The sequence below is a fragment of the Achromobacter sp. MUI-25009338 genome, assembly GCF_057359325.1.
Map to the genome: position 1 here is coordinate 5038187 of NZ_CM170627.1, position 23093 is coordinate 5061279.

A 23093-nucleotide genomic window follows, 5' to 3' on the forward strand; every position below is an offset into this window, starting at 1 on the left:
TTTTGACGGATTTGGGCTTTGAAATAAACTCGGTCCCTCTTTTGGACGGCCATATCGTCCAAAAAAGGGGTCTAAAGCCCCCGGTCATCGCCCACGGGCGGAATGCCTGCCGGGCCCTCGACGCGCCGGGTGTGGCACCAATTCCGGCCCAATTGGCGTCAAATCCTGGCAATTCCAGCATTCTACGCCACCGTCCCCGTGCGCCCCGCCCTGCGTCCCGACTTTTTCAGCGCGGCGCCACCAGCCTGGCCAGGTCGGTCTCCAGCGGCGCGGGTTCGCCCTGCAGCCGGGCGCCGATCAAGTCGCCCATTAGCGCCGACCACGACAGCCCCCGCGAGGCATAGCCCACGGCCAGCCACAGGCCGGGCGCCTGGGGCAGTTCGCCCACCGCCGGCAGGCGGCCGGGCAGCACCGCCCGCCATCCCGCCCAGCCCGGCAGGCTGCCCGGCTCCAGGGCCTGGAACGCCGCGGGCACGCTGCCCAGCAGGCCCGCGGCCTTGTCCAGCGTGACGCGCTGGCCCTCGGCGCTCACCCGGGCCTCGGCGGCGCCATGCACATAAGTGCTGCCGGCCACGCAGCCCGCGCCGGTGTCCGGCAGCAGATAGCCTTCGCCGCCGACGATGCAGCGCGGTCCGCCCGCCAGCGCCGCGGCCGGCACCAGCGTGACCTCCCCGGCCAGCGCATGCATCTGCGCCAACCGCGGCAGCGGCTCCAGCAGTCCGCTGGCCGCCAGCACGCCCTGCGCCCCCGCCGCATTGGCCAGGATCACGGTATCGGCCTGCGCCAGTTCGGCGCCGGCTGCGTCCAGCACGCGCCAGCCCTGCCCGGCCCGCTCGACCCGCGCCGCCGCGCCGGGTTGGACCGTGACGCCGGGCGTGGCCAGCAGGGCTTCTATCAGCCGCCCGGGCTGCACCAGCATGCCCTGCGCGAAAAACACGCCGCCGCGCGCCAGCGGCAGGCCGGCCAGCTGGCTGGCCTCGTCGCGGTCGACCTGGCGCACCCATTGCGCCGGAAACGCCAGCGCCTCCAGGGTGCCGGCCATCGCCGCGGACCGGCCGGCGTCGCGTTCGAGCTGGACGGTGCCGCAGACCCGCGGGGCGGCGTCCCCCGCCAGGCCCAGCCAGCGCGCCTGCGCCCGCTGGCTGCCGGCGCGCGACAGGCGCGCCCGCGCATTGTCGTCGCGCGCCAGCACCGGGGTCAGCGCCGCGGCGACGTGCCCGGCATGCGCGGGCGCGCCCTGCGCGCGGCCGGCGTCGACCGCGGTCACGCGCCAGCCGCGCAGGCCCAGCGCCTGGGCGATGCCCGCGCCCGCCAGGCCGGCGCCCACCACCACGGCGTGGCGGTGGGCCACGGGACGCAGCCCGGCGGCCACCGCGCCTTCCCGCGCGGCCTCGCCCGCCGTCATATGCCATTTGCCGCCGTAGCCCGGGGCGCGGCGCACGTTGAAGCCCGCTTCCTGCAAGGCGCGGCGCAGCTCGCCGGTGCAGGCCCAGGTGGCCACCGTGGCGTCCGGCGCGGCCAGCGCCGCCAGATCGCGCAGCAGCGGCGGCGCCCACATGCGGGGATTGCGCTCGGGCGCGAAGCCGTCCAGGAAAAACGCGTCCACCCGCGCGCTCAACCGGGGCGCCAGCGCCTGCGCCTCGCCGAAGCCCAGCGTCAGCGTGACGGCCCCGCCTTCGAATTCCAGGCGGTGCAGTCCGGGCAGCAGCTCCGGCCAGCGGTCGGCGAGCTGCCGCCCCAGGCCGGCCAGCGGTTCGGGCGCGTAGCGCTCCAGCAGGGCCGCCAGGTCGGCGCGCGCAAAGGGGTGTCCTTCTATGGCGAGCACGTGCAGGGCGGCCGGACGCTGGGGGTCCTCGCGCCAGGCGCGCCACAGCGCCAGGAAATTCAGTCCCAGCCCGAAGCCGGTTTCACAGACCGTGAAGGCGCCGCGGCCGCGCCATCGCCCGGGCAGCCCGTTGCCGCGCAGGAACACGTGTTCGGCCTGCCCGAGCGCGCCGGAGGGCGAATGGTAGACGTCGCCATAGGCGGGGCTGAACAGCCTGCCTTCGGCGTCGAACTCGGCCACGGCGGGAATCAGGGGGGAATAGGTAACGGACATTGGGTGCGGCGGAAACAAACAGTATCGGGCCAAGCCCGGAAATTCGGGATAAACGCAAATTATCGGCGGACCGCGGTCCATACGTTGGGCGAAAGCCACGCGGCGGCGCGGTTTCGGGCCGCTTGCCACCGATTTGACTCATACATGGGCTTACACTCGATTCATGGATACTTACGATCAGCCCCGTTCGCTGGCCTCGCCCATCGACCTGTGCGCCGCGATCGACGCGGCCGTCACAGCCTCGCATGCCGGCGCCGCCATCCTGCAATCCTACGCGCATCACCGCAGCGACCTGGTGATCGACCGCAAGGCGCGCAACGATCTGGTATCCCAGGCGGACCGCGAGGCCGAAGCCGCCATCATCGAGCAACTGCAAGCCCGCACGCCCCAGTTCGGCATCGTCGCCGAGGAAACCGGGGGCAAGCCGCAGGGCGACGCCACCTGGTACATCGACCCGCTGGACGGCACCACCAATTTCCTGCACGGCATTCCGCACTACGCCGTGTCGATCGCGCTGGTGGCCCACGCCGGCACCGCGGTCTCGGCCACCGAAACGCTGGAACAGGACGCCCCCGTGGCCGGCGCGGTCTACGACCCGCAGCGCGAAGAGCTCTTCACCGCGGTCTACGGGCTGGGGGCCTGGCTCAACGGCCGGCGCATCCAGTGCTCGCGCACCCAGACCATCGAGGACGCGGTGCTGGCCACCGGCTTCCCGTTCCGCGACTTTTCATTCGCCGCGCAGTACATGCCCATGCTGCACGACGCCATCAACCGCTCGCGCGGCGTGCGCCGCATGGGCGCGGCCGCCCTGGACCTGGCCTGGACCGCCTGCGGCCGCTACGACGGCTATTGGGAAATGGGGCTGGCGCCCTGGGACGTGGCTGCGGGCACGCTCATCGTGCGCGAGGCCGGCGGCGCCTGCTCGGACATGCATCGGCAGGACCCCTGGCCCATCGGCGGGCGCGTCGTGGCCGGCAACCGCGCCGTCGAGCGCGCCCTGCACGAGATGATCGCGCCGCACCTCGGCGCCGCCGCCTAGGCGGCCTTGCCCGGGTCCGACGCCGGCGCATCGGGCCGCAGTTCGCGGCGCAGGATCTTGCCCACGTTGCTCTTGGGCAGTTCGTCGCGGAATTCCACGAAGCGCGGACGCTTGTAGCCGGTGAGCCGTTCGCGGCACCATTCCTGGATCTGGGCCTCGGTAAGAGACGGGTCCTTTTTCACCACGAACACCTTGACGGCCTCGCCGGAATGCTCGTCCGGCACGCCTATGGCCGCGCACTCCAGCACGCCCGGATGCTGCGCCACGGCGGCCTCGACTTCGTTCGGATAGACCTTGAAGCCCGACACCGCGATCATGTCCTTCTTGCGGTCGACGATGCGGGTATAGCCCTGCTCGTCCATGATGCCGATGTCGCCGGTGCGGAAATAGCCGTCGGCCGTCATGGACTGCCGGGTTTCCTCGGGCTTCTGCCAATACCCCAGCATGACCTGGGGACCGCGGATGCAGACTTCGCCGCGCTCGCCCAGCGGCACCTCGCGGCCCTCGTCGTCCAGGATGACCACGTCGGTCGACGGCAGCGGCAGGCCGATGGAGCCGGAGTACTCGGTCGCGTTGGTGGGATTGACGGTGGCCACCGGCGAGGTCTCGGACAGGCCGTAGCCTTCGACCAGCGGCCGGCCCGTGATTTTCAGCCAGCGCTCGGCCACCTGGCGCTGCACCGCCATGCCGCCGCCCAGCGTCAGGCGCAGCGCGGAGAAGTCCAGGCGGGCGAAATCCTCGTTGTGCGCCAGCGCGTTGAACAGCGTATTGACGCCCGGAAAAATGTTGATGGGCGTCTTGCGCCACGCATTGATCAGCGAAGGCTGGTCGCGCGGATTGATGATGAGCACGTTGCGCATGCCGGCGTACAGGCCATACAGCCCGCAGACCGTCATCGCGAACACATGGTAGAGCGGCAGCGCGCTGATGATGGTGAGCTGCTGGCCGGCGAGGTCGTGCACCACGGGCTGGGCCACGGCCTCGGTCTGCAGCACGTTGGCCGTCAGGTTGCGGTGCGACAGCATGGCGCCCTTGGGCACGCCGGTGGTGCCGCCGGTGTACTGCAGCACCGCCACGTCGTCCATGGACAGGACCGGCGGCTTGAAAGACAGCTTCGCGCCGTCGCTCAGCACCCGCGGCAGTTCGTGGGCGCCGTCGATGCGCCAGGCGGGCACCAGCTTCTTGATATGGCGGGCGACCAGGTTCACCAGCGGCGCCTTCAGGCCGCCGAGCAGGTCGCCGGGGCCGGTCACGACGATGTGCTTGAGCTGCCCGCGGTCGGTCACGCGCTCCAGCGTATGCGCGAAGTTCTCCAGGATGACGATGGCCGAGGCGCCGCTGTCGAGCAGCTGGCGCTGCAGTTCTTCGGCGGTGTAGAGGGGATTGACGTTGACCACGACCAGGCCGGCGCGCAGCGTGCCCAGCATGCTGACCAGATAGGCGGGCACGTTGGGCATCATCAGCGCCACGCGCGCGCCCTTGGGCAGGCCCAGGCTTTGCAGCCAGGCCGCGAATGCGCGGGCATGGGCGTCCAGTTGCGCGTACGTGATGTCGCTGCCCATCGCGGTGCACGCGATGCGGGAGGCATACTGTTCGCAGGCCCGGTCCAGCAGGTCGGTCAGAGAGGAATATCCTTCGGTCGAGATCTCCGCCGGAACGCCTTGCGGGTAATGGGCAAGCCACGGACGCGTCATGGTAGTTGTCTCCATTAAATCGATTTTTGATTGATGATAACCTTGTTGCGTTCCCATATTCCGCCCGAGTGCAATGCCATGAAACTGCTCGAACCCATCGTCGCGTGGCACCGCGATATTTCCACGATCCGGCGCGACATCCACGCCCACCCCGAACTGGCTTTCGAGGAGTTCCGCACGGCCGACGTGGTCGCCGCGAAACTGCAGGAATGGGGCATCGAAATCCATCGCGGGCTGGGCGGCACGGGCGTGGTCGGCATCATCCGCGGCAACCTGCCGGGCGAACGCGCCGTGGGCCTGCGCGCCGACATGGACGCGCTGCCCATGCAGGAGGTCAACACCTTCGCGCACGCCAGCAAGCACGAGGGCAAGATGCACGCCTGCGGCCACGACGGCCACACCGCCATGCTGCTGGCCGCGGCGCGCTACCTGTCGCAGCACCGCGACTACGCCGGCACCGTCTACGTGATCTTCCAGCCGGCCGAGGAAGGCGGCGGCGGCGCCAAGCGCATGATCGACGACGGCCTGTTCACGCGCTTCCCCATGGAAGCCGTGTTCGGCATGCATAACTGGCCCGGCATGAAGCCCGGCCAGTTCGGCCTGACCCCCGGCCCCATCATGGCTTCCAGCAACGAGTTCTCCATCGTCGTCAAGGGCAAGGGCTCGCACGCCGGCATGCCCAACCTGGGCATAGACCCGGTCATGGCGGCCGTGCAGCTGGCCCAGTCGCTGCAGACCATCATCACGCGCAACCGCAATCCGCTGGACGCCGCGGTGCTCAGCATCACCCAGATCCATGCCGGCAGCGCCGACAACGTGGTGCCCAACCATGCCGAATTGCGCGGCACCGTGCGCACGTTCACGCTGGAGACGCTGGACCTGATCGAACGCCGTATGGAAGAGATCGCGCGCCATACCTGCGCGGCCATGGACTGCGAAATGGAATTCACATTCCAGCGCAACTATCCGCCCACCATCAACCACCCCGCCGAGGCCGAATTCTGTGCCGAGGTGCTGCGCGACATCGTCGGCGAGGACAACGTCAACGACCACGTGCAGCCGACCATGGGCGCGGAAGACTTCGCCTTCATGCTGCAGGAGCTGCCGGGCTGCTATGTCTGGATCGGCAACGGCACCGGCGAGCACCGCGACAGCGGCCACGGCCTGGGCCCGTGCATGCTGCACAACGGCAGCTACGATTTCAACGACGAGCTGCTGCCGCTGGGCGGCACCTACTGGGTCCAGCTGGCGCTCAAGCGCCTGACCAAGGCCTAGTTCCGTTACACCGTTTCGGGCGCGCCGACCGCCAGGCACATCGCCAGGAAACGTTCGGCCGCCCGCGCCGCCGCGTCCGCGTGCGGTACCAGGATGCTCAGGGTCCGCGTCAGCGGCCGCGGCAACAGGCGCAGGGCCGCCAGCGCCCCGTCCTCGTGGCGCATCGACATGACCGACACGAAGCCCACGCCCAGGCCCGCGCGCACCGCCTGCTTCACGCCTTCCACCCCGGCCAGTTCCAGGCCCACCGACGGCGCCAGCCCGGCGTCCGAAAACGCGCGCTCCACCAGCCGGCGCACGCCCGAACCGGGTTCGCGCATGACCAGCGCCGAAGCGGCCAGGTCGCGCAGGGTCACCGCCCCCTTGCCCGCCAGCGCGTGGTCCGCCCGCACGATGGCCACCACTTCGTCCTGCCGCCAGGCGTGCACCGCCGTGTCCGCCGGCAGGCCCGTCGGCACGTCGCCCTCGATGAAGGCCAGGTCCAGGGCCGGCAGGCGCTCGACGATTTCGCGGGTGTTGCCGTCGGACAGATGCAGGCTGACCGAGGGAAAGGCGCGGCGGAAGTCCGCCACCAGGCTGGGCAACAGATAACTGGCCGGCGTGGTGCTGGCGCCCAGGCGCAGGGCGCCGGTTTCCAGGCCGCGCCAGGATTCGCGCACGGCCTGCGCCTGGCGGTACACCTGGCGTAGTTGCCGGGCCTGTTCGGCCAGGCGCTCGCCGGCCTCGGTCAGGACGATGCCATGCCCGCTCCGGCGGTACAGGGGCTCGCCGAACCATTCCTGCAACATGCGCAGCTGGCCCGACACCGCGGGCTGGGACAGGTTCAGCACCAGGGCGGCGCGGCTGATGTTGCCGGTATCGGCCACCGAGGCGAAGGTAAGCAGCTGGTCCGGAGTCATGGCGGGCTAATTATCAGTTCATCCGATATTACATATTCAAAATAACAATTTTTCAAATAACAGGCCAGCCCCTAATATTTCGTCTAGTTATTTAGATATGTACCAGGTCCAACCATGAGCAATTCCTCCAGCACCGCCGCCGCCCCCCTGCCCGCCACGCCGCCGGTGTCCGCGGCCGCCGCGGCCACGCCCTGGCGCGACAAGCTCAACGGCGTGCTGTTCGTCGGCCTGATGTCGGCCGCGGTCATGCAGCTGGCCGACCTGCCCGCCATCCGCCAGCTGGGCTTTTCGCCCCTGGTGGTGGGCATCGTCTGCGGCATGCTGTATGGCAACTTCCTGCGCGGCACCATGCCGGCCGACTGGGGCGTGGGCGTCAATTTCACCGCCCGCCGCCTGCTGCGCATCGCCGTGGCCTTCTACGGCCTGAACATCAGCATCCAGCAGATCGCGGCCGTCGGCCTGCCGGGGCTGGCCGTTTCGGTGGCGGTGGTGCTGAGCACCCTGCTGATCGGCACCGTGGCCGGCCAGCGCCTGCTGGGCCTGGACCGCGACACCGCCATGCTGACCGCCGCCGGCAGCGCCATCTGCGGCGCCGCCGCCGTGCTGGCCTTCGAGCCCACGCTGCGGGCCGCGCCGCACAAGAGCGCGGTGGCCGTCGCCACGGTGGTGCTGTTCGGCACGCTGTCCATGTTCCTGTACCCGGTGTTCTACCACGCGGGCTGGCTGAGCTTTGACACCCAGGCGCTGGGCATCTATATCGGCGGCACCATCCACGAAGTGGCGCAGGTCGTCGGCGCGGCCAGCAACGTCGACCCCGCCACCACCGAAGTCGCCACCATCGTCAAGATGACGCGCGTCGCCCTGCTGGTGCCGGTCCTGCTGGTGCTGGGCATGTACCTGCGCAGCGCGGCCTCGCACGCCGGCGGCCAGGCCAAGGGCGCCAAGCTGCCGATCCCCTGGTTCGCGGTCGGCTTCCTGGTGCTGGCCATCGTCAATTCGCTGAACATCATTCCCGCCGACATCGTGGCCGCCATCCGCCGCCTGGACGTGTTCGCGCTGACCATGGCCATGACGGCGCTCGGCATCGAAACCCGCTTCGCCCAGATCCGCAAGGCCGGCCCGCGCGTGATGGCGCTGGGCCTGATCCTGTACGTGTGGCTGCTGGCCGGCGGCTACGCCATCGTCAAGCTGGCCTACTGATGCGCGCCCGCCGCGGCTGCTTGCCGCGGCGGGCCTTGCGCACGCACGCGGCAGTCGCATTTTTCCTGCATAATCGGCTGGTTCTCTTGCAGCGGAGTCAGCCGCATGGCCTCCAGCCACAAAACCCCTACCACGACCTTGCCCGCCGACCGCGACGCGGTGTTGCGCGTCATGCCGATGCCGGCGGACGCCAATATCCACGGGGACGTTTTCGGCGGCTGGATCATGTCGCAGGTCGACATCGCCGGCTCCATCCCCGCCGCGCGGCGCGCCGCCGGACGCGTGGCCACCGTGGCGGTCAACGCCTTCCAGTTCAAGCAGCCCGTGTTCGTGGGCGACCTGCTCAGCTTCTACGCCTCCATCATCAAAACCGGCACCACCTCGATCACGGTGTCGGTCGAGGTCTACGCGGAACGCCAGCGCCTGGACGCCGAGATCGTCAAGGTCACCGAAGCCACGCTGACCTACGTCGCCACCGACGAAGCGCGGCGCGGCCGCCCCCTCCCCACCCTTTGAGCCGTAACGCATGACGCAGTCCGCCGCCGCGCAGAAACCGCCCGCGACGCCCCGCCGCCTCGACCCGGAAGACGCCCAGCACGCCCTGGCCGAAGTGCAGGAGCGCCTGCGCCGCCAGCAGCTGGTCGCCGACCTCGTGCATCGCCAGGAAGAAGGCGACTCGAAGGCCTCGCTGGTCGAAGACCTGGTCCACCGCCAGCACGAAGCCGAACTCAAGACGCTGCTGGACGGGCTGCATCCGGCCGACATCGCCTTCATCCTCGAATCGCTGCCCAAGGACGAGCGCCAGGCGATCTGGGCGCTGGTCAGCCCGGAGCACGACGCCGACGTGCTGCTGGAAGTCGAAGACTGGGTGCGCGAATCGCTGATCGAAGCGATGGACCGCCAGGACCTGGTGGCCGCCACCGGCAGCATGGACGCCGACGAGCTGGCCGACCTGGCGCCCGACCTGCCGCCGGACGTGGTGGCCGAAGTCCAGAAGGGCCTGACCGAAGAAGAACGCGCGCAGCTGCTGGAAGCCATGGGCTATCCGGAAGACAGCGTGGGCGCGATCATGGACTTCGAAATGGTCCGCGTGCGCGAGGACGTGACGCTGGAGGTCGTGCTGCGCTACCTGCGCCGCCTGCACGAGCTGCCGGACCACACCGACCAGATCTTCGTGGTCGACCGCCAGGACAAGCTGCAAGGCATCCTGCCGCTGTCGCGCCTGCTGGTCAGCGAGCCCGAGACCGAGGTGCGCGCGGTCATGAACTCGGATTTCCTGACGCTGAATCCGCTGGATTCCGACGCCGACGCCGCCGGCGCGTTCGAACGCTACGATCTGGTGTCCGCCCCCGTGATGGACGACCAGGGCCGGCTGATCGGCCGCGTCACCATCGCCGACGTGGTGGACGTGATGCGCGAGGACTCCCAGGAACAGGCGCTGTCGCGCGCCGGTCTGCAGGAAGAAGACATCTTCGCGCCGGTCGCCACCGCCTTGCGCAACCGCGCGCCGTGGCTGCTGTTCAATCTCTGTACCGCGGCTACGGCTTCGTTCGTGGCCTCGCAGTTCGAAGGCACGGTCAGCCAGATCGTCATCCTGGCCTTCCTGATGTCCATCGTGGCCGGCATCGGCGGCAACTCCGGCAACCAGACCATGACGCTCATCATCCGGGCGCTGGCCATGGGCCGCATCACCGGACGCAACCTGTGGCAGCTGGTCAAGCGCGAGCTCTTCGTGACCCTGCTGGTGGGGCTGTGCGGCAGCGTGGTGGCCGCGCTGTTCGCCTGGGCGATCTCGCACTCGGTGTCGATCGCGCTGGTGATGATGGCCGCCATGATCTGCAACATGCTGGTCGGCGCCTCGGTCGGCGTGCTGGTGCCGATGGTGCGCGCGCGCTTCGGCAAGGACCCGGCGATGGGCTCCTCGGTGCTGCTGACCTTCGCCACCGACTCGCTGGGCTTTTTCATCTTCCTCGGCCTGGCGACCATCTTCCTCCTGTAGCCTGCCTGCAACACATTGCGGCGCCCGTCCTCCTGGCTCTCCCAGGGGGACGGCATTCTTGACAGCTAGCTGACAGGGATAGCGGCGGTCATTCCATTACAGTAATGGGATTGTCATATCCATCCCATCAGCGCCCGCAATGACCGCCAGACTCCGGGCAGCGCTCCTCTGTCTGCTGCTCTCCTTCTTCGCCTCCGCCGCCCAAGCCTGTGACAGCATGCCCTCGTGGGCGCAATCGGCCTGCAACCGCCTGGACCAGATCTGGTCGGAAGGCGGCAACGATCTCTACCTGACCGGCTATTCGTGGCATAACCGCGCCACCTACAGCAAAGAGAAGATCGACAGCTTCAACGAACTGGCCTGGGGCGGCGGCTACGGGCGCAGCATCTACGACGAAGACGGCGACTGGCAGGGCCTGTACGCCATGGCCTTCCTGGATTCGCACAGCAAGATCGAGCCCATCGCCGGCTACGGCTTCCTGAAGATCGGCCAGGTCAGCGAGAACTTCCGCCTGGGCGCGGGCTATACCGTGTTCCTGACGGCGCGCAGCGACATCATGAGCTACGTGCCTTTCCCCGGCATCCTGCCGCTGGTGAGCGCGGGCTACAAGGACGCCATGCTTTACGCGACCTACATCCCGGGCTCCAGCGGCGCGGGCAACGTGCTGTTCATGTTCGGCCGCTGGCAGTTCTGAAGCGCTCAGTACGTGCCGGGGTAGCCGCCGCCGTCGATGAGGATGTTCTGCGCCGTCATGTAGCCCGCGTGGGCCGAACAGACGTAGGCGCATAGCGCGCCCAGCTCCTCGGGCTGGCCGTAGCGGCCCGCCGGGTTCGAGCGCCCGCGCTCGTCCCACAACTGCTCGAAGGTCTTGCCGCCGGACTGCTCGAGCATGCCCTGGATGTGCCTGACCTGCGCATCGGTGGCGAAGGCGCCGGGCAGCAGGTTGTTAATGGTGACGTTGTGCCTGACGGTCTGCCGGGCCAGCCCGCCCACGAAGCCGATCAGCCCCGAACGCGCGCCGTTGGACAGGCCCAGTTCGGCGTGCGGCGCCTTGACGCTGCGCGAGACGATGTTGACGATGCGGCCGAAGCGCCGTTCGATCATCCCGTCCACCACGCGCCGGATCATGTCGATCGGCCCCAGCATCATGGCGTCCAGCGCCGCCATCCAGTCCTCGTGCGACCAGTCGCGGAAGTCGCCCGGCAGCGGCCCGTCGGCGTTGTTGATCAGGATGTCGGGCCGCGGACAGGCGGCGATGGCGGCGTCGCGGCCCTGCGGCAGGGTCAGGTCGGCCGACACCCAGCCCACGCCCACGCCGGTCTCGCGCGAAATCTCGGCGGCGGCCTGCTCCAGCGTCGCCGGATTGCGCGCGGCGATCGTGACCGCCACGCCTTCGCGCGCCAGCTGCAGGGCGCAGGCCCGGCCCATGCCGCGGCTGCCGCCGAATACCAGTGCCGTCTTGCCGCTGATGCCCAGATCCATGCCTGTCTCCTTCAACCCATCCACTGGCTGACCGGCGCCGCGGCGTCCTGCAGCGGCTGGGCCACCACGTCGATCAGCGCCGGACCGTCATGCTCCATGGCCGCCTTGATGGCCGCGTCCAGCTTGGCCGGGTCCTCGACGCGCCATGCCTTCACCCCGTAGGCCTCGGCGATGCGCGCGTGGTCGGTGCGATCGAAGTCCACGCTGTAGTAGCGTTTGTCGTAGCCGGCTTTCTGGCTGGCCTTGATCCAGCCGTAGACCGAGTTCGAGAACACTACCATCAAAAGCGGCGCCTTGTGCCGCACGATGGTCTCCAGCTCGCCCACGGTGAAGCCGAAGCTGCCGTCTCCCATCACCGACACGCACTTGGATTGCGGCCGGCCCACCCAGGCGCCGAGCGCGGCCGACATGGAAAAGCCCAGCGCGCCGTGCGCGCGGTTGGTGATGAAGTGGCGCCCCGGGCGCGACACGTCGTAATAGGCCGAGAAATACGGGCAAGGCGTGCCGGGATCGGCGCACACCACGGCGTCGTCGGGCAGCAGGCGGTTGAGCGATTGCACCACGCGCTCGGGGCGGATGGGCGTGTCCAGGCTGCCGGCCAGCGGCTCCAGCTGGGCGCGGCGCGCCGCCTTGGCGCGGCCGGCCAGCACCGCGCCGTCGACCGCGTCGGCGGGGCGATGGGCCAGGCGCTCGGCCACTTCGGCGCCCAGCGCCTCCAGCGCCAGCCTGGCGTCGCCCACCATGCCGACTTCGGTCAGGTAGTTGGCGCCGATCACCATCGGGTCGATGTCGATGTGCAGGATGGGCACGTCGCGGTTGGGGAAGCGCCAGTGCTCGGTCGAGGTCGAACCGGCGCGGCAGCCCACGAACAGCACCGCGTCGGCGGCCGCGACCACTTCGCGCGTCGCCATCACGCCGCCGTTCGAGCCCACCACGCCCGCGTTCAGCGGATGCGTGTCGGCCAGGCTGCCCTGCCCGCTCACCGTCACGCAGACCGCCGCCTTGAGCGCCTCGGCCAACTGCTGCAGGGCGGCGCTGGCGCCGGCGATCACCACGCCGCCGCCGCAGATGATGACCGGCGAACGCGCGCCGACCAGCCGCTGCGCCGCGCGCGCCACGTCGGCCGGGTCCGGCGCGCAGCGCATCGCCGGGTAGCTGCCGTGCTCGGGCTGGACCCAGATGTCGGAGGCGTCCACCTGCTGCTTCATCACGTCGTACGGGAAGCACAGGTGGGCCGCGCCCGGCTTGCCGGTCGTCATCGCGCGAAACGCCGCCCGCACCATGCCGGGGATCTGGTCGGCGCGGTCGATCGTGCGGTTCCATTTCGTCAGCGGGCGGTACAGCGCCTCCTGGTCGAGCTCGGTCAGCGGGTACTTGCCGCGCGAGCCCACCGCCACGTCGGAGGTGATGCCCAGCACCGGCACGGACGATTCATTGGCCTCCACCAGGCCCGGCAGCAGATAGGTCGCGCCGCCGCCGCTGGGGCCTTCGCACACGCCGACCTTGCCGGTCACGCGGGCATAGGCGTCGGCCATGTAGCCGGCGCTGCGCTCGTCGCGCGTCAGGATGTGGCGCATGCCGTGGTCCAGGCGGTACAGCGCGTCGTAGAACGGCAGGCTGGTGTCGCCGCACAGGCCGAAAATATGCTTGACGCCGTTGTGCTGCAGCATCCGCACCATTGCTTCGGCGCCGGTCAGGTTTTCCATGTCGTCTCCAGTGTTGTGGCTCGCGCGGCGGCCGGGCATGCCGGCCGCGCGCCGTTCAGTTGTCCAGGTTGATCTTGCTGCTCTTGATGAAGGCGCTCCAGCGCTCGTATTCCGACTTCACGTAGGCGTCCAGCGCCGGGCCGTCGGAGGCCACGATCTCGAAGCCTGCCTCGGTCACTTTCTTCCTGATCGCGGGATCGGCCAGCACGGCCTGGAACGCCGCGGTCAGTTTTTTCACCGTGGCCTCGGGCGTGCCCTTGGGCGCGAACATGCCGCTCCACGAATAGGCGACGAAACCGGGAAAGCCGGACTCGGCCACCGTCGGCACGTTGGGCAGGTCGGGCAGGCGCTTGTCGCCGGCCACGGCCAGCGGCTTGATCTTGCCGGCCTGGATCTGCCCGCGCAGCGCCGCGAAGCTCAGCCAGGTCATGCTGGCCTGCCCGCCCACCACGGCCTGGATGGCCGGCCCGCCGCCGCCGTACGGCACATGCAGCAGCTCGACCTTGGACAGGCGCTTGAGCTCTTCGGGCGCCAGGTGATTCAGCGACCCGACGCCGGTGGAGGCGTAGTTGAACTTGTTGGGCGGCTGCTTGGCCGCCGCCGCCAGGAACTCCTTGAGCGTCTTGCCCGGCACGCTCGGGTTGGCCCCGATCACCAGCGGGAAGCGCACCGTCTGCGAGATCGCGACGAAGTCCTTGAAGGTGTCGTACGGCAGCTTGGGCTTTACGGCGGGATTGATGCCGTGGTTGTCGAAGCTGACCAGCAGCGTATTGCCGTCGGGCTCGGCGCGCGCCACGAAGGCGGTGGCGATCTGGCTGGCCGCGCCCGGGCGGTTCTCGACCACCACCGGACGCCCGCCCAGTTCCTCGGACAGGCGCGGCTGCAGGATGCGGGCCAGGATGTCGGTGCTGCCTCCCGGCGGATAGGGCACGACCATCACCAGCGGCCGCTCTTCCGCCCAGGCGGGCGCCGCGCCCAGGCCGCCCCCTGCGGCGGCCAGCACGCATAACGCCGCCAGTCCGCGTTTCAAGCTGTGGTTCATTGCTTTTCCCCTGCTGATATGGTGTTGGCCGGCGTTGGCGATGCGGGTTCGGCCTGGTCCCGCATGTAGATCGTGGAAAAACCGGTGCGGATGACGTCGGTGATCTGGTCCAGCCGGCGGCCGATGTGCGCGCTCATCAGCCCCGGCAGCGCCTCGATGTCGCGGCGCTCCAGCGCCTCGACGATGCGCAGGTGCTCGCCCTGGGTATGGCCGCGGCGGCCCTGCTGCATGTCGATCCAGCGCACGAAATGGATGCGCGCGTTGACGCTTTCCAGCGCCCGCACGAATTCCTCGTTGCGCGAATAGCGCGCCAGCGTCAGGTGGAAGGCTTCGTCCAGTTCCAGCAGGCGCGTGGCCTCGCTGTCCTCGGGCACGTCGCGCGAACGCTCGACGAAGGCCCGCAGGCCGGCCAGCTCTTCGTCGCTGGCGCGCTCGCAGGCGGCGCGCACGATGCCGGCCTCCAGCACCGCGCGGTACTCGTACAGGCTGTGGATCTGCTTGGCGTCGAGCAGGCGCGCGATGAAGCCCCGGTTCACCGAGCGCGTCAGGAAACCCTCGACCATCAGCTGGTTCAGCACCTCGCGCAGCGGCGTGCGGCTGACGTTCAGCCGGCGCGCCAGCTCCACCTCGTTGATGCGCTCGCCAGGCTTGAACTCGAACCGCACGGCCATCGCCTTGACGGCGCCGTACAGTTCGGCCTGGGCCGCCTGCGTGCGGGCGGCGGGACGGATCGGGTTGGGAGTGGGCATGGCGCCGCCGGATTGCGTGGTCGGATTAAGTGCATACTAAAGTGCATACACTTTGGGCGGCAATGCGGGTTTGTCCCGGGGCGGGACGTGAACGACCTACGGTATTACAGCCCCGTATCCAGCGCGTAATGGGCGCCGTCGCGGTTTTCCAGGGTAAGGGAGCACAGCACCGGCCGGGCGGCCGACTCGTCGGGCCGCACGTGGATGCGCAGGTTGGCCAGCGGCACGTCCCAGCCTTCGCCGGCCGGCTCCGCGACGACGTCGGCGACCTGCGCCAGGCGCTCGGCTACCGCGCGCGCGTCGGCGGCGCGGGCGTCGATGCGCAGCAGGCTGCGCGCGCCGTTGGGATGCGCCATCAGGTCGGGCTGCCACACGCATTCCGGCGTCAGGTGGCGGCAGAAATACATGCGGATGCCGGGCAGCGGCTGCTCGGCGAAACGCACGGTATGGAAACGGGCCTGGACTTCCTCGCCGTCCAGCATGGCCGCGCGGGTCAGTTCCTGGACCGGATTGACGGCGAACCCTGCGGCCCGCAGGCGTTCGTAGGTGGCCTCGGCGTCGTAGGTGCGGAACACCAGCGCCTCCAGCCCGAAGGGCGAGTCGGCGATCTCCTTGCGCGCCGGCGGCGCGCCGGGCGGCCAGCCCAGGAGTTCGACGTAAGCGCCTTCCAGCACGATCAGGCGGTTGCACGACCCCAGGTTGTGCACCGACTTGTCGCTCAGGCGAAAGCCCTGGCGCTCGAAATGCGGCGCCAACGCATCCAGCCGGTCACGCACCATGACCACTGCGTGATCGAATTCGGTACGGCCGACGGGATGCAGCATGGTCAGGTCTCCGGGTTCAGACGAGCTTGCCGTGGCACTGCTTGTACTTCTTGCCGCTGCCGCAGGGGCACGGGTCGTTGCGGCCGACCTTGGGCACCACGTTGCGCACCGGCTGGGCGCCGCCCTCGGAATCCTGCTGGGCCAGCGCTTCGTCGTAGTCGGAATGATGGTACTGCACATTCTGCACGTGCGACTGGGCGGCTTCGGCCTCGGCCTGGTCGACCTGCTCCTGCGACTGCACGCGCACCGTCATCAGCACGCGCACCACGTCGTCGCGGATGCGGTCCAGCATGCCCGAGAACAGTTCGAAGGCTTCGCGCTTGTATTCCTGCTTGGGGTTCTTCTGCGCGTAGCCGCGCAGGTGGATGCCCTGGCGCAGGTAGTCCAGCGCCGACAGGTGCTCGCGCCAGTGCGTATCGATGGCCTGCAGCATGATGGAGCGCTCGAACTGCGACCACGATTCCTGGCCGACCTGGTCGACCTTGGCCTGGTAGGCATCGCGCGCGGCGGCCACCACGCGTTCGCGCAGGTCGTCGTCGGTGAGGTTGGCCTCTTTTTCCAGCATTTCCACCAGCGGAAGCTGGACGTGCCAATCGGCTTCCAGCGCCTTTTGCAGCGCCGGCACGTCCCACTGCTCTTCCACCGATTCCGGCGGCACGTGGACGTTGAACATCTCGATCACGGCGGCGTCGCGCAGGTTCTGCACGGTCTCGCCCACGCTCGCGGCCTCCAGCACGTCGTTGCGCTGCGAGTACAGCACCTTGCGCTGGTCGTTGGCCACGTCGTCGTATTCGAGCAGCTGCTTGCGGATGTCGAAGTTGCGGCCTTCGACCTTGCGCTGCGCGGTCTCGATCGAACGCGTCACCATGCCGGCCTCGATGGGCTCGCCTTCCGGCAGCTTGAGGCGTTCCATGATGGCGCGCACCCGGTCGCCGGCGAAGATGCGCATCAGCGAATCTTCCAGCGACAGGTAGAAGCGCGAGGAACCGGGGTCGCCCTGGCGGCCGGCGCGGCCGCGCAGCTGGTTGTCGATACGGCGCGATTCGTGGCGCTCGGTACCGATGATGCGCAGGCCGCCGGCGGCCTTGACCTGCTCGTTCAGCGGCTTCCATTCGGCGCGCACCTTTTCGATGCGGGCCTGCTTTTCTTCCTCGGACAGCGATTCGTCGGCGCGGATCAGGTCGACCTGCTTGTCGACGCTGCCGCCCAGCACGATGTCGGTGCCGCGGCCGGCCATGTTGGTGGCGATGGTGATGTGGCCCGGCTTGCCGGCCTCGGCGACGATCTCGGCTTCGCGCGCGTGCTGCTTGGCGTTGAGCACCTCGTGGGGCAGCTTGGCCTTTTTCAGCAGGCCCGACAGCAGCTCGGAGTTCTCGATGCTGGTGGTGCCCACCAGCACCGGCTGGCCGCGCTCGTGGCAGTCGCGGATGTCGTTGAGGATGGCGTTGTACTTTTCCTGGTCGGTCTTGAAGACCTGGTCGTTCTGGTCCTTGCGGACCATGGGCTTGTTGGTCGGGATGATGACCGTTTCGAGCCCGTAGATTTCCTGGAATTCGTACGCTTCCGTGTCGGCCGTGCCGGTCATGCCGGACAGCTTTTCGTACATGCGGAAGTAGTTCTGGAACGTGATCGAGGCCAGCGTCTGGTTCTCGTGCTGGATCTTCACGCCTTCCTTGGCCTCGACCGCCTGGTGCAGGCCGTCGGACCAGCGGCGGCCGACCATCAGGCGGCCGGTGAATTCGTCGACGATGACCACTTCGCCGTCCTGCACCACGTACTGCTGGTCGCGGAAGAACAGCGTGTTGGCGCGCAGCGCCACCATCAGGTGATGCATCAGCGCGATGTGGCGCGGGTCGTACAGCGATTCGCCTTCGGGCAGGATGCCCAGGCGGGCCAGGATGCCCTCGGCGTTCTCGTGCCCGGCTTCGGACAGGTAGACCTGCTGGCTCTTTTCGTCGACCCAGTAGTCGCCTTCGGGTTCCGGTTCCTGCGGCTTGGGTTCGCCGGCCATGCGCTTGAGCAGCGGCGGCACCGCGTTCATGCGGATGTAGAGCTCGGTGTGGTCCTCGGCCTGGCCGGAGATGATCAGCGGGGTGCGGGCCTCGTCGATCAGGATCGAGTCCACCTCGTCGACGATGGCGTAGAACAGGCCGCGCTGGCGGCGGTCCTCAACACGGTATTCCATGTTGTCGCGCAGGTAGTCGAAGCCGAACTCGTTATTGGTGCCGTACGTGATGTCGGCGGCGTAGGCGGCCTTCTTTTCCTCGTTGGGCTGCTGCGGCACCACCACGCCCGTGCTCATCCCCAGGAAGCGGTACAGCCGGCCCATCCATTCGGCGTCGCGGCGGGCCAGGTAGTCGTTCACCGTGACCACGTGCACGCCCTTGCCGGCGATCGCGTTCAGGTAGACCGGCAGGGTCGCCATCAGCGTCTTGCCTTCGCCCGTGCGCATTTCGGCGATCTTGCCGTTGTGCAGGGCGATGCCGCCCAGCATCTGCACGTCGAAATGGCGCATGCCGAACACCCGCTTGCCCGCCTCGCGCACCACGGCGAAGGCCTCGGGCAGCAGCTCGTCCAGGGACGTGCCCTGGGCGTGGCGGGAACGGAACTCCTCGGTTTTGGCCGCCAGCTCCGCATCGGAGAGCGCGGAGATCTTGGACTCGAGCCCATTGATCTGGGTTACCAGCTTGCGATACTGCTTAAGCAGCCGGTCGTTGCGACTGCCTATGAGTTTTTTGAGCAGAGAAACCATGCGTATGTCGGCCGCACGGGACACGCCGCCCTGTCGCCAGGGATGGGCAGCGTCGCCCGTGACTTGATGTTATTGGTTGAGCGGGGGTCCGCTGGGAAACGAACCAGTTTAACGCACCTGAAGCGCAATAGCCTGGATCTATCAACACCAGGGTAGCACTGTCGGGCAGTTTGACCGGCCAGAGTGCCGCCAGTTCAGCGGCAGTTCAGCGCGAGGCGTGGGCCACGGCGGGCGGCGCGTTCTGCTGCGGTCCCAGGAACAGGCGCGGGTCCAGCGGCTGGCCCGCCAGGCGCACTTCGAAGTGCAGGTGCGGGCCGGTGGAGCGTCCCGAGCTGCCGACGCGGGCCACGGGCTGGCCGCGGTCGACCAGCTGGCCCTGCTTGACCAGCAGCGAAGAGGCGTGGGCGTAGCGGGTGATCAGGCCGTCGCCGTGGTCGATCTCGACCATGTTGCCGTAGCCCGGATGGTATTTGGATTCCAGCACCACGCCGCCGGAGGCGGCCAGGATGGGCGTGCCCGAGGGCGCGGCGAAGTCCAGGCCCTCGTGCATGGCGCTGCGGCCGGTCACCGGGTTGCGGCGCCAGCCGTAGGAGGAGCTGAGGTAGGGATAGTCGGTGATCGGCATGGCCGTCGGCATGCGGGCCTGGTCGGCCGAGCGGCGGGTCAGCGCCGCGTCCAGCAGCTTGAGGTTATCGGTCTGCTGGGACAATCTGGCCTGGATCTCGTCGAGCTGGCGCCCGAGGGCTTCGGCCGACGCGGCGCTGGGCGGCGGGTGGTCGGTGAAGAGGTCGTCCATGACCTCGGTGGCCTCGGGCTGGATCAGCGCTTCCGGCTGGGCCACGGCCAGCTGCTTGGCGAGTTCGGGATCGGTGTAGGCCACGCCGGCGACCTTGGCCACGCGCTGGCCCAGGCCGTCGATGCTGACCAGCTTGGCCTGCAGCGCCCCCACCTTGGCCGCCAGCAGGTTCATGTTGCCGCGCAGGAAATCGGCGTCGCGCCCCGGCTGGCTGGCCAGGGGCCAGCCCACGGTGTGTACGGCCGGCGATACCGGAGTAAGGTATCGTTGTAGCGCGGCGCCGCAGATGGCGGCCGTGATCAAGGCGAGCCCCAGGAACAGCGCGAGGTGGCCGCCGCCCAGGGTGAAATGCCCGTCCTTCCCGTCACGGGCGTGCATAATCACGATTTTCAAGGTTTGCTTCCTAATTCATAGAGCCGGCATGAATAGACCCACTTCATACCGCCAACGTTCCAGTTCCAGCCGGCGCGAGGACAATACCGCCCTGGGATGGCTGGGTCATGACATGCGGGGCGCCGGCGTCCTGGCGACCGCCCGCAAGCACTTGCAAATCCAGTACGCGGTGGCGGCGGTTCTGCCCGCCCCGCTAGGCGCCGTCTGCCAGGTGGGCAAGCTGGAAAACCAGTGCCTGCACCTGGTGGTGCCGAGTGCCGCTCATGCGGCCAAGATGCGTCAGCTGGCCCCGCGCATCGCGCGGACTCTGGCCGACCAAGGCTGGAACCTTAACGAAATCGCCGTCAAGGTACAAGCGGGTTTGCCCACGCCCGGCGCCCGCCAGCCCCGCCCCCCGAAGGAAGCGCAACCGCTGGGCGCAACCGCGCTGGGCGCCTTCGAAACGCTGCAAGGCAAGCTGCGTCCCGGACCGCTGGCCGACGCGGTCGCCAAACTGCTCAGGCACCACAAGAGTAGCTGAACCCGCCCCGCTTGTGCGGCCACAGCCGCGCCCCGAAACCAAGCGAAACCAAGTTCTCGGACGGAGCCATACTATGGTTTGCCACCGGTTTACGCCCTAAGCGCGAGAGGATGACGCCCCCCATCGTCCAAGGGGAGCCATCGCATTGAATTGGTGCTACCTAGAGCAAGCCGGGACACCGCCAGATCCGGCTCCGCCGGTCTGCAGGTGTCGCCCCCCTGGGGGGGGCGCGTAAGCGCGTAGGGGGGAATCCGTACCGGGGGGAGAATCCTACGCCAGCTTCCACTCGTGGCGGAACGCCTGGGGCGCCTCCGCCTGCGATTCGTAGCTGATCAGTTCCCAGGCATCGCGCTGGGCCAGCAGCGCGCGCGCCAGCTGGTTGTTCAGGCCGTGGCCAGACTTGCACGCCACGTAGCGCGCAACCAGGGGCTTGCCCAGCAGGTACAGGTCGCCGATGGCGTCCAGGATCTTGTGCTTGACGAACTCGTCGTCGTAGCGCAGGCCGTCGCTGTTGAGCACGCGGTACTCGTCCATCACGATGGCGTTGTCCAGGCTGCCGCCGCGGGCCAGGCCCATCGAGCGCAGGGCCTCGACCTCGTTGACGAAACCGAAGGTGCGCGCGCGGGCGATCTCGCGCACGTAGGAATGGGTGGCGAAATCGATCTCGGCGAAATTGGCCGTGGAGTCGATCGCGGGGTGGCGGAAGTCGATGGAAAACGCGAGCGCGAAGCCTTCGTGCGGCTCCAGGCGCGCCCACTTCTCGTTGCGGCCTTCGCCTTCGCGCACTTCCACGGGCTTGAGCACGCGGATGAACTGCTTGGGCGCGTTCTGTTCGACGATGCCGGCCGAGCGCAGCAGGTAGACGAAGGTCGCCGCGCTGCCGTCCATGATGGGGACTTCTTCCGCGGTCAGGTCGACGTGCAGGTTGTCGATGCCGAGTCCGGCCAGGGCGGACATCAGGTGTTCGACGGTGGAGACGCGGACGTTGCCCTGCTGCAGCACGGACGCCATGCGCGTGTCGCCCACGCCGGACGCCTGGGCAGGCAGGTCCACGACCTCGGGCAGATCGACCCGATGGAAAACGATACCGGTGTTGGGTTGTGCCGGGCGCAAGGTGAGCTCGACCCGCCGTCCGGAGTGGACGCCGACGCCTGTCGTGCGGACGAGATTCTGAATGCTGCGCTGTCGGAACATGAGACTTGGGTGATTTGAGCCAGAAAGCCGGCAAGATAACCAATAGATTGCCGGCGTAACTGACGTATTGTAACGCTGTCCGATCCCTGGCGCCATCAGGCGTCCGGACCGACCTATACCTCCGTCCCCTTATTTATGCCGTGCAAGGGAGACACGGACCGCTCCGCCTCCGGCCCGCCCGAGGGGACAGGCGGGCCGGAGATGAGGGAGTGCGCTTTAGAGCCCGGAATGGGCTCTTTGGTTCAATCCGCCTGCTTGCGCAGGAACGCCGGGATGTCGAAATGATCCATGCCCGAGCTTTCCAGCGCGCGCACCTGGGCCGAAGCCTGGCTGCGCGGGTTGCGCATGACCGAGGGCATGTCCAGGTTGCGGTAGTCGCCTTGACCGGCCGGCATCGCGCCCATGGGCATGTTGTCGGTACCGGTGCGCAGCACCTCGGCGGTGTTCTGCACGAGCTGCGGACGCGATTGCGCACGGCCCAGGCCGGTCGCGACCACGGTCACGCGCAGGGTTTCGCCCATGGATTCGTCGTAGGCGGTGCCGAAGATCACGGTGGCGTCGTCCGAAGCGTAGCTGCGGATCGTTTCCATGATTTCGCGCGTTTCGCGCATCTTCAGCGAGCGGCTGGCGGTGATGTTGACCAGCACGCCGCGCGCGCCGTTCAGATCCACGCCTTCGAGCAGCGGGCAGGCAATGGCCTGCTCGGCGGCGACCCGGGCGCGGTCCGCGCCGGAAGCCGACGCCGTGCCCATCATGGCCTGGCCCTGCTCGCCCATGATCGTCTTGACGTCTTCGAAGTCGACGTTGACGTTGCCTTCGACGTTGATGATTTCGGCGATACCCGCGCAAGCGTTGTGCAGGATGTCGTCGGCCGAACGGAAGCAGTCTTCCTGCGTCGCGTCCTCGTCCATCAGTTCATAGAGGTTCTCGTTGAGCACCACGATGAGCGAATGCACGTGCTTGGCCAGTTCGGCGATGCCGTCCTCGGCCATCTTCAGGCGCTTGTTGCCTTCGAAGGTGAAAGGCTTGGTGACCACGCCCACGGTCAGGATGCCCAGTTCCTTGGCCACTTCGGCCACGACCGGACCGGCGCCGGTGCCGGTGCCGCCGCCCATGCCGGCGGTGATGAAGACCATGTGCGCGCCGTTCAGGGCGGCACGGATCTCTTCGCGCGCGGTTTCGGCCGAGGCACGGCCCTGCTCGGGCTTGGCGCCCGCGCCCAGGCCGGTGCGGCCCAGACGGATCTGCACCGGGGCGTTGGTCGCCGCCAGCGCCTGCGCATCGGTGTTGGCGCAGATGAAATCCACGCCGTGCACGCCGTTGCGAATCATGTGCGCGACGGCATTGCCGCCCGCACCGCCCACACCAACGACCTTGATAACGGTCCCTTTGGTGGTGTTTTCAAGCATCTCAAAGTTCATCATGATGACT

At 68.4% G+C, this 23093-nt stretch carries 19 protein-coding genes; 7 read left to right on the top strand and 12 right to left on the bottom strand.

Features of this window, described 5'->3' with window-relative positions:
- Window positions 1-226 precede the first annotated feature (226 nt).
- Window positions 227-2098 carry a bifunctional tRNA (5-methylaminomethyl-2-thiouridine)(34)-methyltransferase MnmC2/FAD-dependent 5-carboxymethylaminomethyl-2-thiouridine(34) oxidoreductase MnmC1 gene (gene mnmC, locus AC1IQ6_RS23780; protein WP_485865395.1) on the bottom strand — a complete coding sequence of 624 codons (1872 nt, stop codon included), beginning with the start codon at window positions 2096-2098 and terminating at the stop codon, window positions 227-229.
- A gap of 163 nt (window positions 2099-2261) precedes the next feature.
- On the opposite strand from mnmC, the gene AC1IQ6_RS23785 reads away from it, so the two are divergent.
- Window positions 2262-3137, top strand: a complete 876-nt coding sequence (locus AC1IQ6_RS23785) for an inositol monophosphatase family protein (RefSeq protein ID WP_485865396.1) — start codon at window positions 2262-2264, stop codon at window positions 3135-3137.
- Here the strand turns inward: AC1IQ6_RS23785 and AC1IQ6_RS23790 are convergent.
- Window positions 3134-4831, bottom strand: coding sequence for a long-chain-fatty-acid--CoA ligase (locus AC1IQ6_RS23790; protein ID WP_485865397.1), 1698 nt, complete (start codon window positions 4829-4831; stop codon window positions 3134-3136). The two genes, AC1IQ6_RS23785 and AC1IQ6_RS23790, sit on opposite strands and share 4 nt — an antisense overlap.
- A 78-nt stretch (window positions 4832-4909) precedes the next feature.
- On the opposite strand from AC1IQ6_RS23790, the gene AC1IQ6_RS23795 reads away from it, so the two are divergent.
- Window positions 4910-6106 carry a M20 aminoacylase family protein gene (locus tag AC1IQ6_RS23795; RefSeq protein WP_485865398.1) on the top strand — a complete coding sequence of 399 codons (1197 nt, stop codon included), beginning with the start codon at window positions 4910-4912 and terminating at the stop codon, window positions 6104-6106.
- A gap of 5 nt (window positions 6107-6111) precedes the next feature.
- Here the strand turns inward: AC1IQ6_RS23795 and AC1IQ6_RS23800 are convergent, their stop codons facing one another.
- Entirely contained in the window at window positions 6112-7005 is an 894-nt protein-coding gene (locus tag AC1IQ6_RS23800) for a LysR family transcriptional regulator (RefSeq protein ID WP_102775419.1), read from the bottom strand.
- 114 nt (window positions 7006-7119) lie between these two features.
- Between AC1IQ6_RS23800 and AC1IQ6_RS23805 the strand changes: the two genes are divergently transcribed.
- The 4 genes from AC1IQ6_RS23805 (at window position 7120) to pagP (ending at window position 10898) form a co-directional block, all read left to right on the top strand.
- Window positions 7120-8205 (top strand): YeiH family protein, encoded by a 1086-nt coding sequence (locus AC1IQ6_RS23805; RefSeq protein ID WP_246842499.1) that lies wholly within the window; start codon window positions 7120-7122, stop codon window positions 8203-8205.
- Window positions 8206-8310: 105 nt separating this feature from the next.
- Window positions 8311-8721, top strand: a complete 411-nt coding sequence (locus AC1IQ6_RS23810; RefSeq protein WP_102775418.1) for an acyl-CoA thioesterase — start codon at window positions 8311-8313, stop codon at window positions 8719-8721.
- A 10-nt stretch (window positions 8722-8731) separates the two neighbouring features.
- Window positions 8732-10204, top strand: coding sequence for a magnesium transporter (mgtE, locus tag AC1IQ6_RS23815; RefSeq protein ID WP_102775417.1), 1473 nt, complete (start codon window positions 8732-8734; stop codon window positions 10202-10204).
- A gap of 139 nt (window positions 10205-10343) precedes the next feature.
- The gene (gene pagP / locus AC1IQ6_RS23820; RefSeq protein ID WP_102775416.1) at window positions 10344-10898 is read left to right on the top strand and encodes a lipid IV(A) palmitoyltransferase PagP; all 555 of its coding nucleotides are present in this window, start codon (window positions 10344-10346) and stop codon (window positions 10896-10898) included.
- A 5-nt stretch (window positions 10899-10903) separates the two neighbouring features.
- Here the strand turns inward: pagP and AC1IQ6_RS23825 are convergent, their stop codons facing one another.
- The 7 genes from AC1IQ6_RS23825 to AC1IQ6_RS23855 all read right to left on the bottom strand — a co-directional run bounded on the left by AC1IQ6_RS23825 (window position 10904) and on the right by AC1IQ6_RS23855 (window position 19933).
- Window positions 10904-11686: an SDR family oxidoreductase gene (locus AC1IQ6_RS23825; protein ID WP_111826365.1), complete on the bottom strand. Its 783-nt coding sequence runs from the start codon at window positions 11684-11686 to the stop codon at window positions 10904-10906.
- A gap of 11 nt (window positions 11687-11697) precedes the next feature.
- Window positions 11698-13392 carry a thiamine pyrophosphate-binding protein gene (locus AC1IQ6_RS23830; protein WP_485865399.1) on the bottom strand — a complete coding sequence of 565 codons (1695 nt, stop codon included), beginning with the start codon at window positions 13390-13392 and terminating at the stop codon, window positions 11698-11700.
- A gap of 55 nt (window positions 13393-13447) precedes the next feature.
- On the bottom strand, window positions 13448-14434 hold the full coding sequence (locus AC1IQ6_RS23835) for a tripartite tricarboxylate transporter substrate binding protein (RefSeq protein WP_102775413.1): 987 nt from the start codon (window positions 14432-14434) through the stop codon (window positions 13448-13450).
- Window positions 14431-15183 (bottom strand): GntR family transcriptional regulator, encoded by a 753-nt coding sequence (locus tag AC1IQ6_RS23840; protein WP_209166206.1) that lies wholly within the window; start codon window positions 15181-15183, stop codon window positions 14431-14433. The genes AC1IQ6_RS23835 and AC1IQ6_RS23840 overlap by 4 nt, the downstream gene beginning before the upstream one ends.
- A gap of 104 nt (window positions 15184-15287) precedes the next feature.
- Window positions 15288-16007 carry a VOC family protein gene (locus AC1IQ6_RS23845; RefSeq protein WP_111826363.1) on the bottom strand — a complete coding sequence of 240 codons (720 nt, stop codon included), beginning with the start codon at window positions 16005-16007 and terminating at the stop codon, window positions 15288-15290.
- A 16-nt stretch (window positions 16008-16023) separates the two neighbouring features.
- Window positions 16024-18759 (bottom strand): preprotein translocase subunit SecA, encoded by a 2736-nt coding sequence (gene secA / locus AC1IQ6_RS23850; protein WP_102775410.1) that lies wholly within the window; start codon window positions 18757-18759, stop codon window positions 16024-16026.
- Between the two features lie 205 nt (window positions 18760-18964).
- Window positions 18965-19933 carry a M23 family metallopeptidase gene (locus tag AC1IQ6_RS23855; protein WP_102775409.1) on the bottom strand — a complete coding sequence of 323 codons (969 nt, stop codon included), beginning with the start codon at window positions 19931-19933 and terminating at the stop codon, window positions 18965-18967.
- A gap of 127 nt (window positions 19934-20060) precedes the next feature.
- Here AC1IQ6_RS23855 and AC1IQ6_RS23860 point away from each other — a divergent pair, with 127 nt between their 5' ends.
- The gene (locus tag AC1IQ6_RS23860; RefSeq protein WP_102775408.1) at window positions 20061-20468 is read left to right on the top strand and encodes a DciA family protein; all 408 of its coding nucleotides are present in this window, start codon (window positions 20061-20063) and stop codon (window positions 20466-20468) included.
- Between the two features lie 270 nt (window positions 20469-20738).
- Here the strand turns inward: AC1IQ6_RS23860 and lpxC are convergent, their stop codons facing one another.
- Window positions 20739-21662 (bottom strand): UDP-3-O-acyl-N-acetylglucosamine deacetylase, encoded by a 924-nt coding sequence (gene lpxC / locus AC1IQ6_RS23865; protein ID WP_102775407.1) that lies wholly within the window; start codon window positions 21660-21662, stop codon window positions 20739-20741.
- 242 nt (window positions 21663-21904) lie between these two features.
- The gene (gene ftsZ, locus AC1IQ6_RS23870) at window positions 21905-23086 is read right to left on the bottom strand and encodes a cell division protein FtsZ (protein ID WP_102775406.1); all 1182 of its coding nucleotides are present in this window, start codon (window positions 23084-23086) and stop codon (window positions 21905-21907) included.
- Between the last annotated feature and the right edge of the window lie 7 nt (window positions 23087-23093).

Coding starts and splice junctions, on each gene's coding strand:
- mnmC (WP_485865395.1), bottom strand. CDS start 2,098: ATGTCCGTTACCTATTCCCCCCTGATTCCCGCCGTGGCCGAGTTCGAC.
- AC1IQ6_RS23860 (WP_102775408.1), top strand. CDS start 20,061: ATGCGGGGCGCCGGCGTCCTGGCGACCGCCCGCAAGCACTTGCAAATC.
- AC1IQ6_RS23785 (WP_485865396.1), top strand. CDS start 2,262: ATGGATACTTACGATCAGCCCCGTTCGCTGGCCTCGCCCATCGACCTG.
- AC1IQ6_RS23855 (WP_102775409.1), bottom strand. CDS start 19,933: ATGCACGCCCGTGACGGGAAGGACGGGCATTTCACCCTGGGCGGCGGC.
- AC1IQ6_RS23825 (WP_111826365.1), bottom strand. CDS start 11,686: ATGGATCTGGGCATCAGCGGCAAGACGGCACTGGTATTCGGCGGCAGC.
- AC1IQ6_RS23805 (WP_246842499.1), top strand. CDS start 7,120: ATGAGCAATTCCTCCAGCACCGCCGCCGCCCCCCTGCCCGCCACGCCG.
- lpxC (WP_102775407.1), bottom strand. CDS start 21,662: ATGTTCCGACAGCGCAGCATTCAGAATCTCGTCCGCACGACAGGCGTC.
- AC1IQ6_RS23790 (WP_485865397.1), bottom strand. CDS start 4,831: ATGACGCGTCCGTGGCTTGCCCATTACCCGCAAGGCGTTCCGGCGGAG.
- AC1IQ6_RS23810 (WP_102775418.1), top strand. CDS start 8,311: ATGGCCTCCAGCCACAAAACCCCTACCACGACCTTGCCCGCCGACCGC.
- AC1IQ6_RS23835 (WP_102775413.1), bottom strand. CDS start 14,434: ATGAACCACAGCTTGAAACGCGGACTGGCGGCGTTATGCGTGCTGGCC.
- AC1IQ6_RS23800 (WP_102775419.1), bottom strand. CDS start 7,005: ATGACTCCGGACCAGCTGCTTACCTTCGCCTCGGTGGCCGATACCGGC.
- AC1IQ6_RS23795 (WP_485865398.1), top strand. CDS start 4,910: ATGAAACTGCTCGAACCCATCGTCGCGTGGCACCGCGATATTTCCACG.
- AC1IQ6_RS23830 (WP_485865399.1), bottom strand. CDS start 13,392: ATGGAAAACCTGACCGGCGCCGAAGCAATGGTGCGGATGCTGCAGCAC.
- pagP (WP_102775416.1), top strand. CDS start 10,344: ATGACCGCCAGACTCCGGGCAGCGCTCCTCTGTCTGCTGCTCTCCTTC.
- secA (WP_102775410.1), bottom strand. CDS start 18,759: ATGGTTTCTCTGCTCAAAAAACTCATAGGCAGTCGCAACGACCGGCTG.
- mgtE (WP_102775417.1), top strand. CDS start 8,732: ATGACGCAGTCCGCCGCCGCGCAGAAACCGCCCGCGACGCCCCGCCGC.
- ftsZ (WP_102775406.1), bottom strand. CDS start 23,086: ATGATGAACTTTGAGATGCTTGAAAACACCACCAAAGGGACCGTTATC.
- AC1IQ6_RS23840 (WP_209166206.1), bottom strand. CDS start 15,183: ATGCCCACTCCCAACCCGATCCGTCCCGCCGCCCGCACGCAGGCGGCC.
- AC1IQ6_RS23845 (WP_111826363.1), bottom strand. CDS start 16,007: ATGCTGCATCCCGTCGGCCGTACCGAATTCGATCACGCAGTGGTCATG.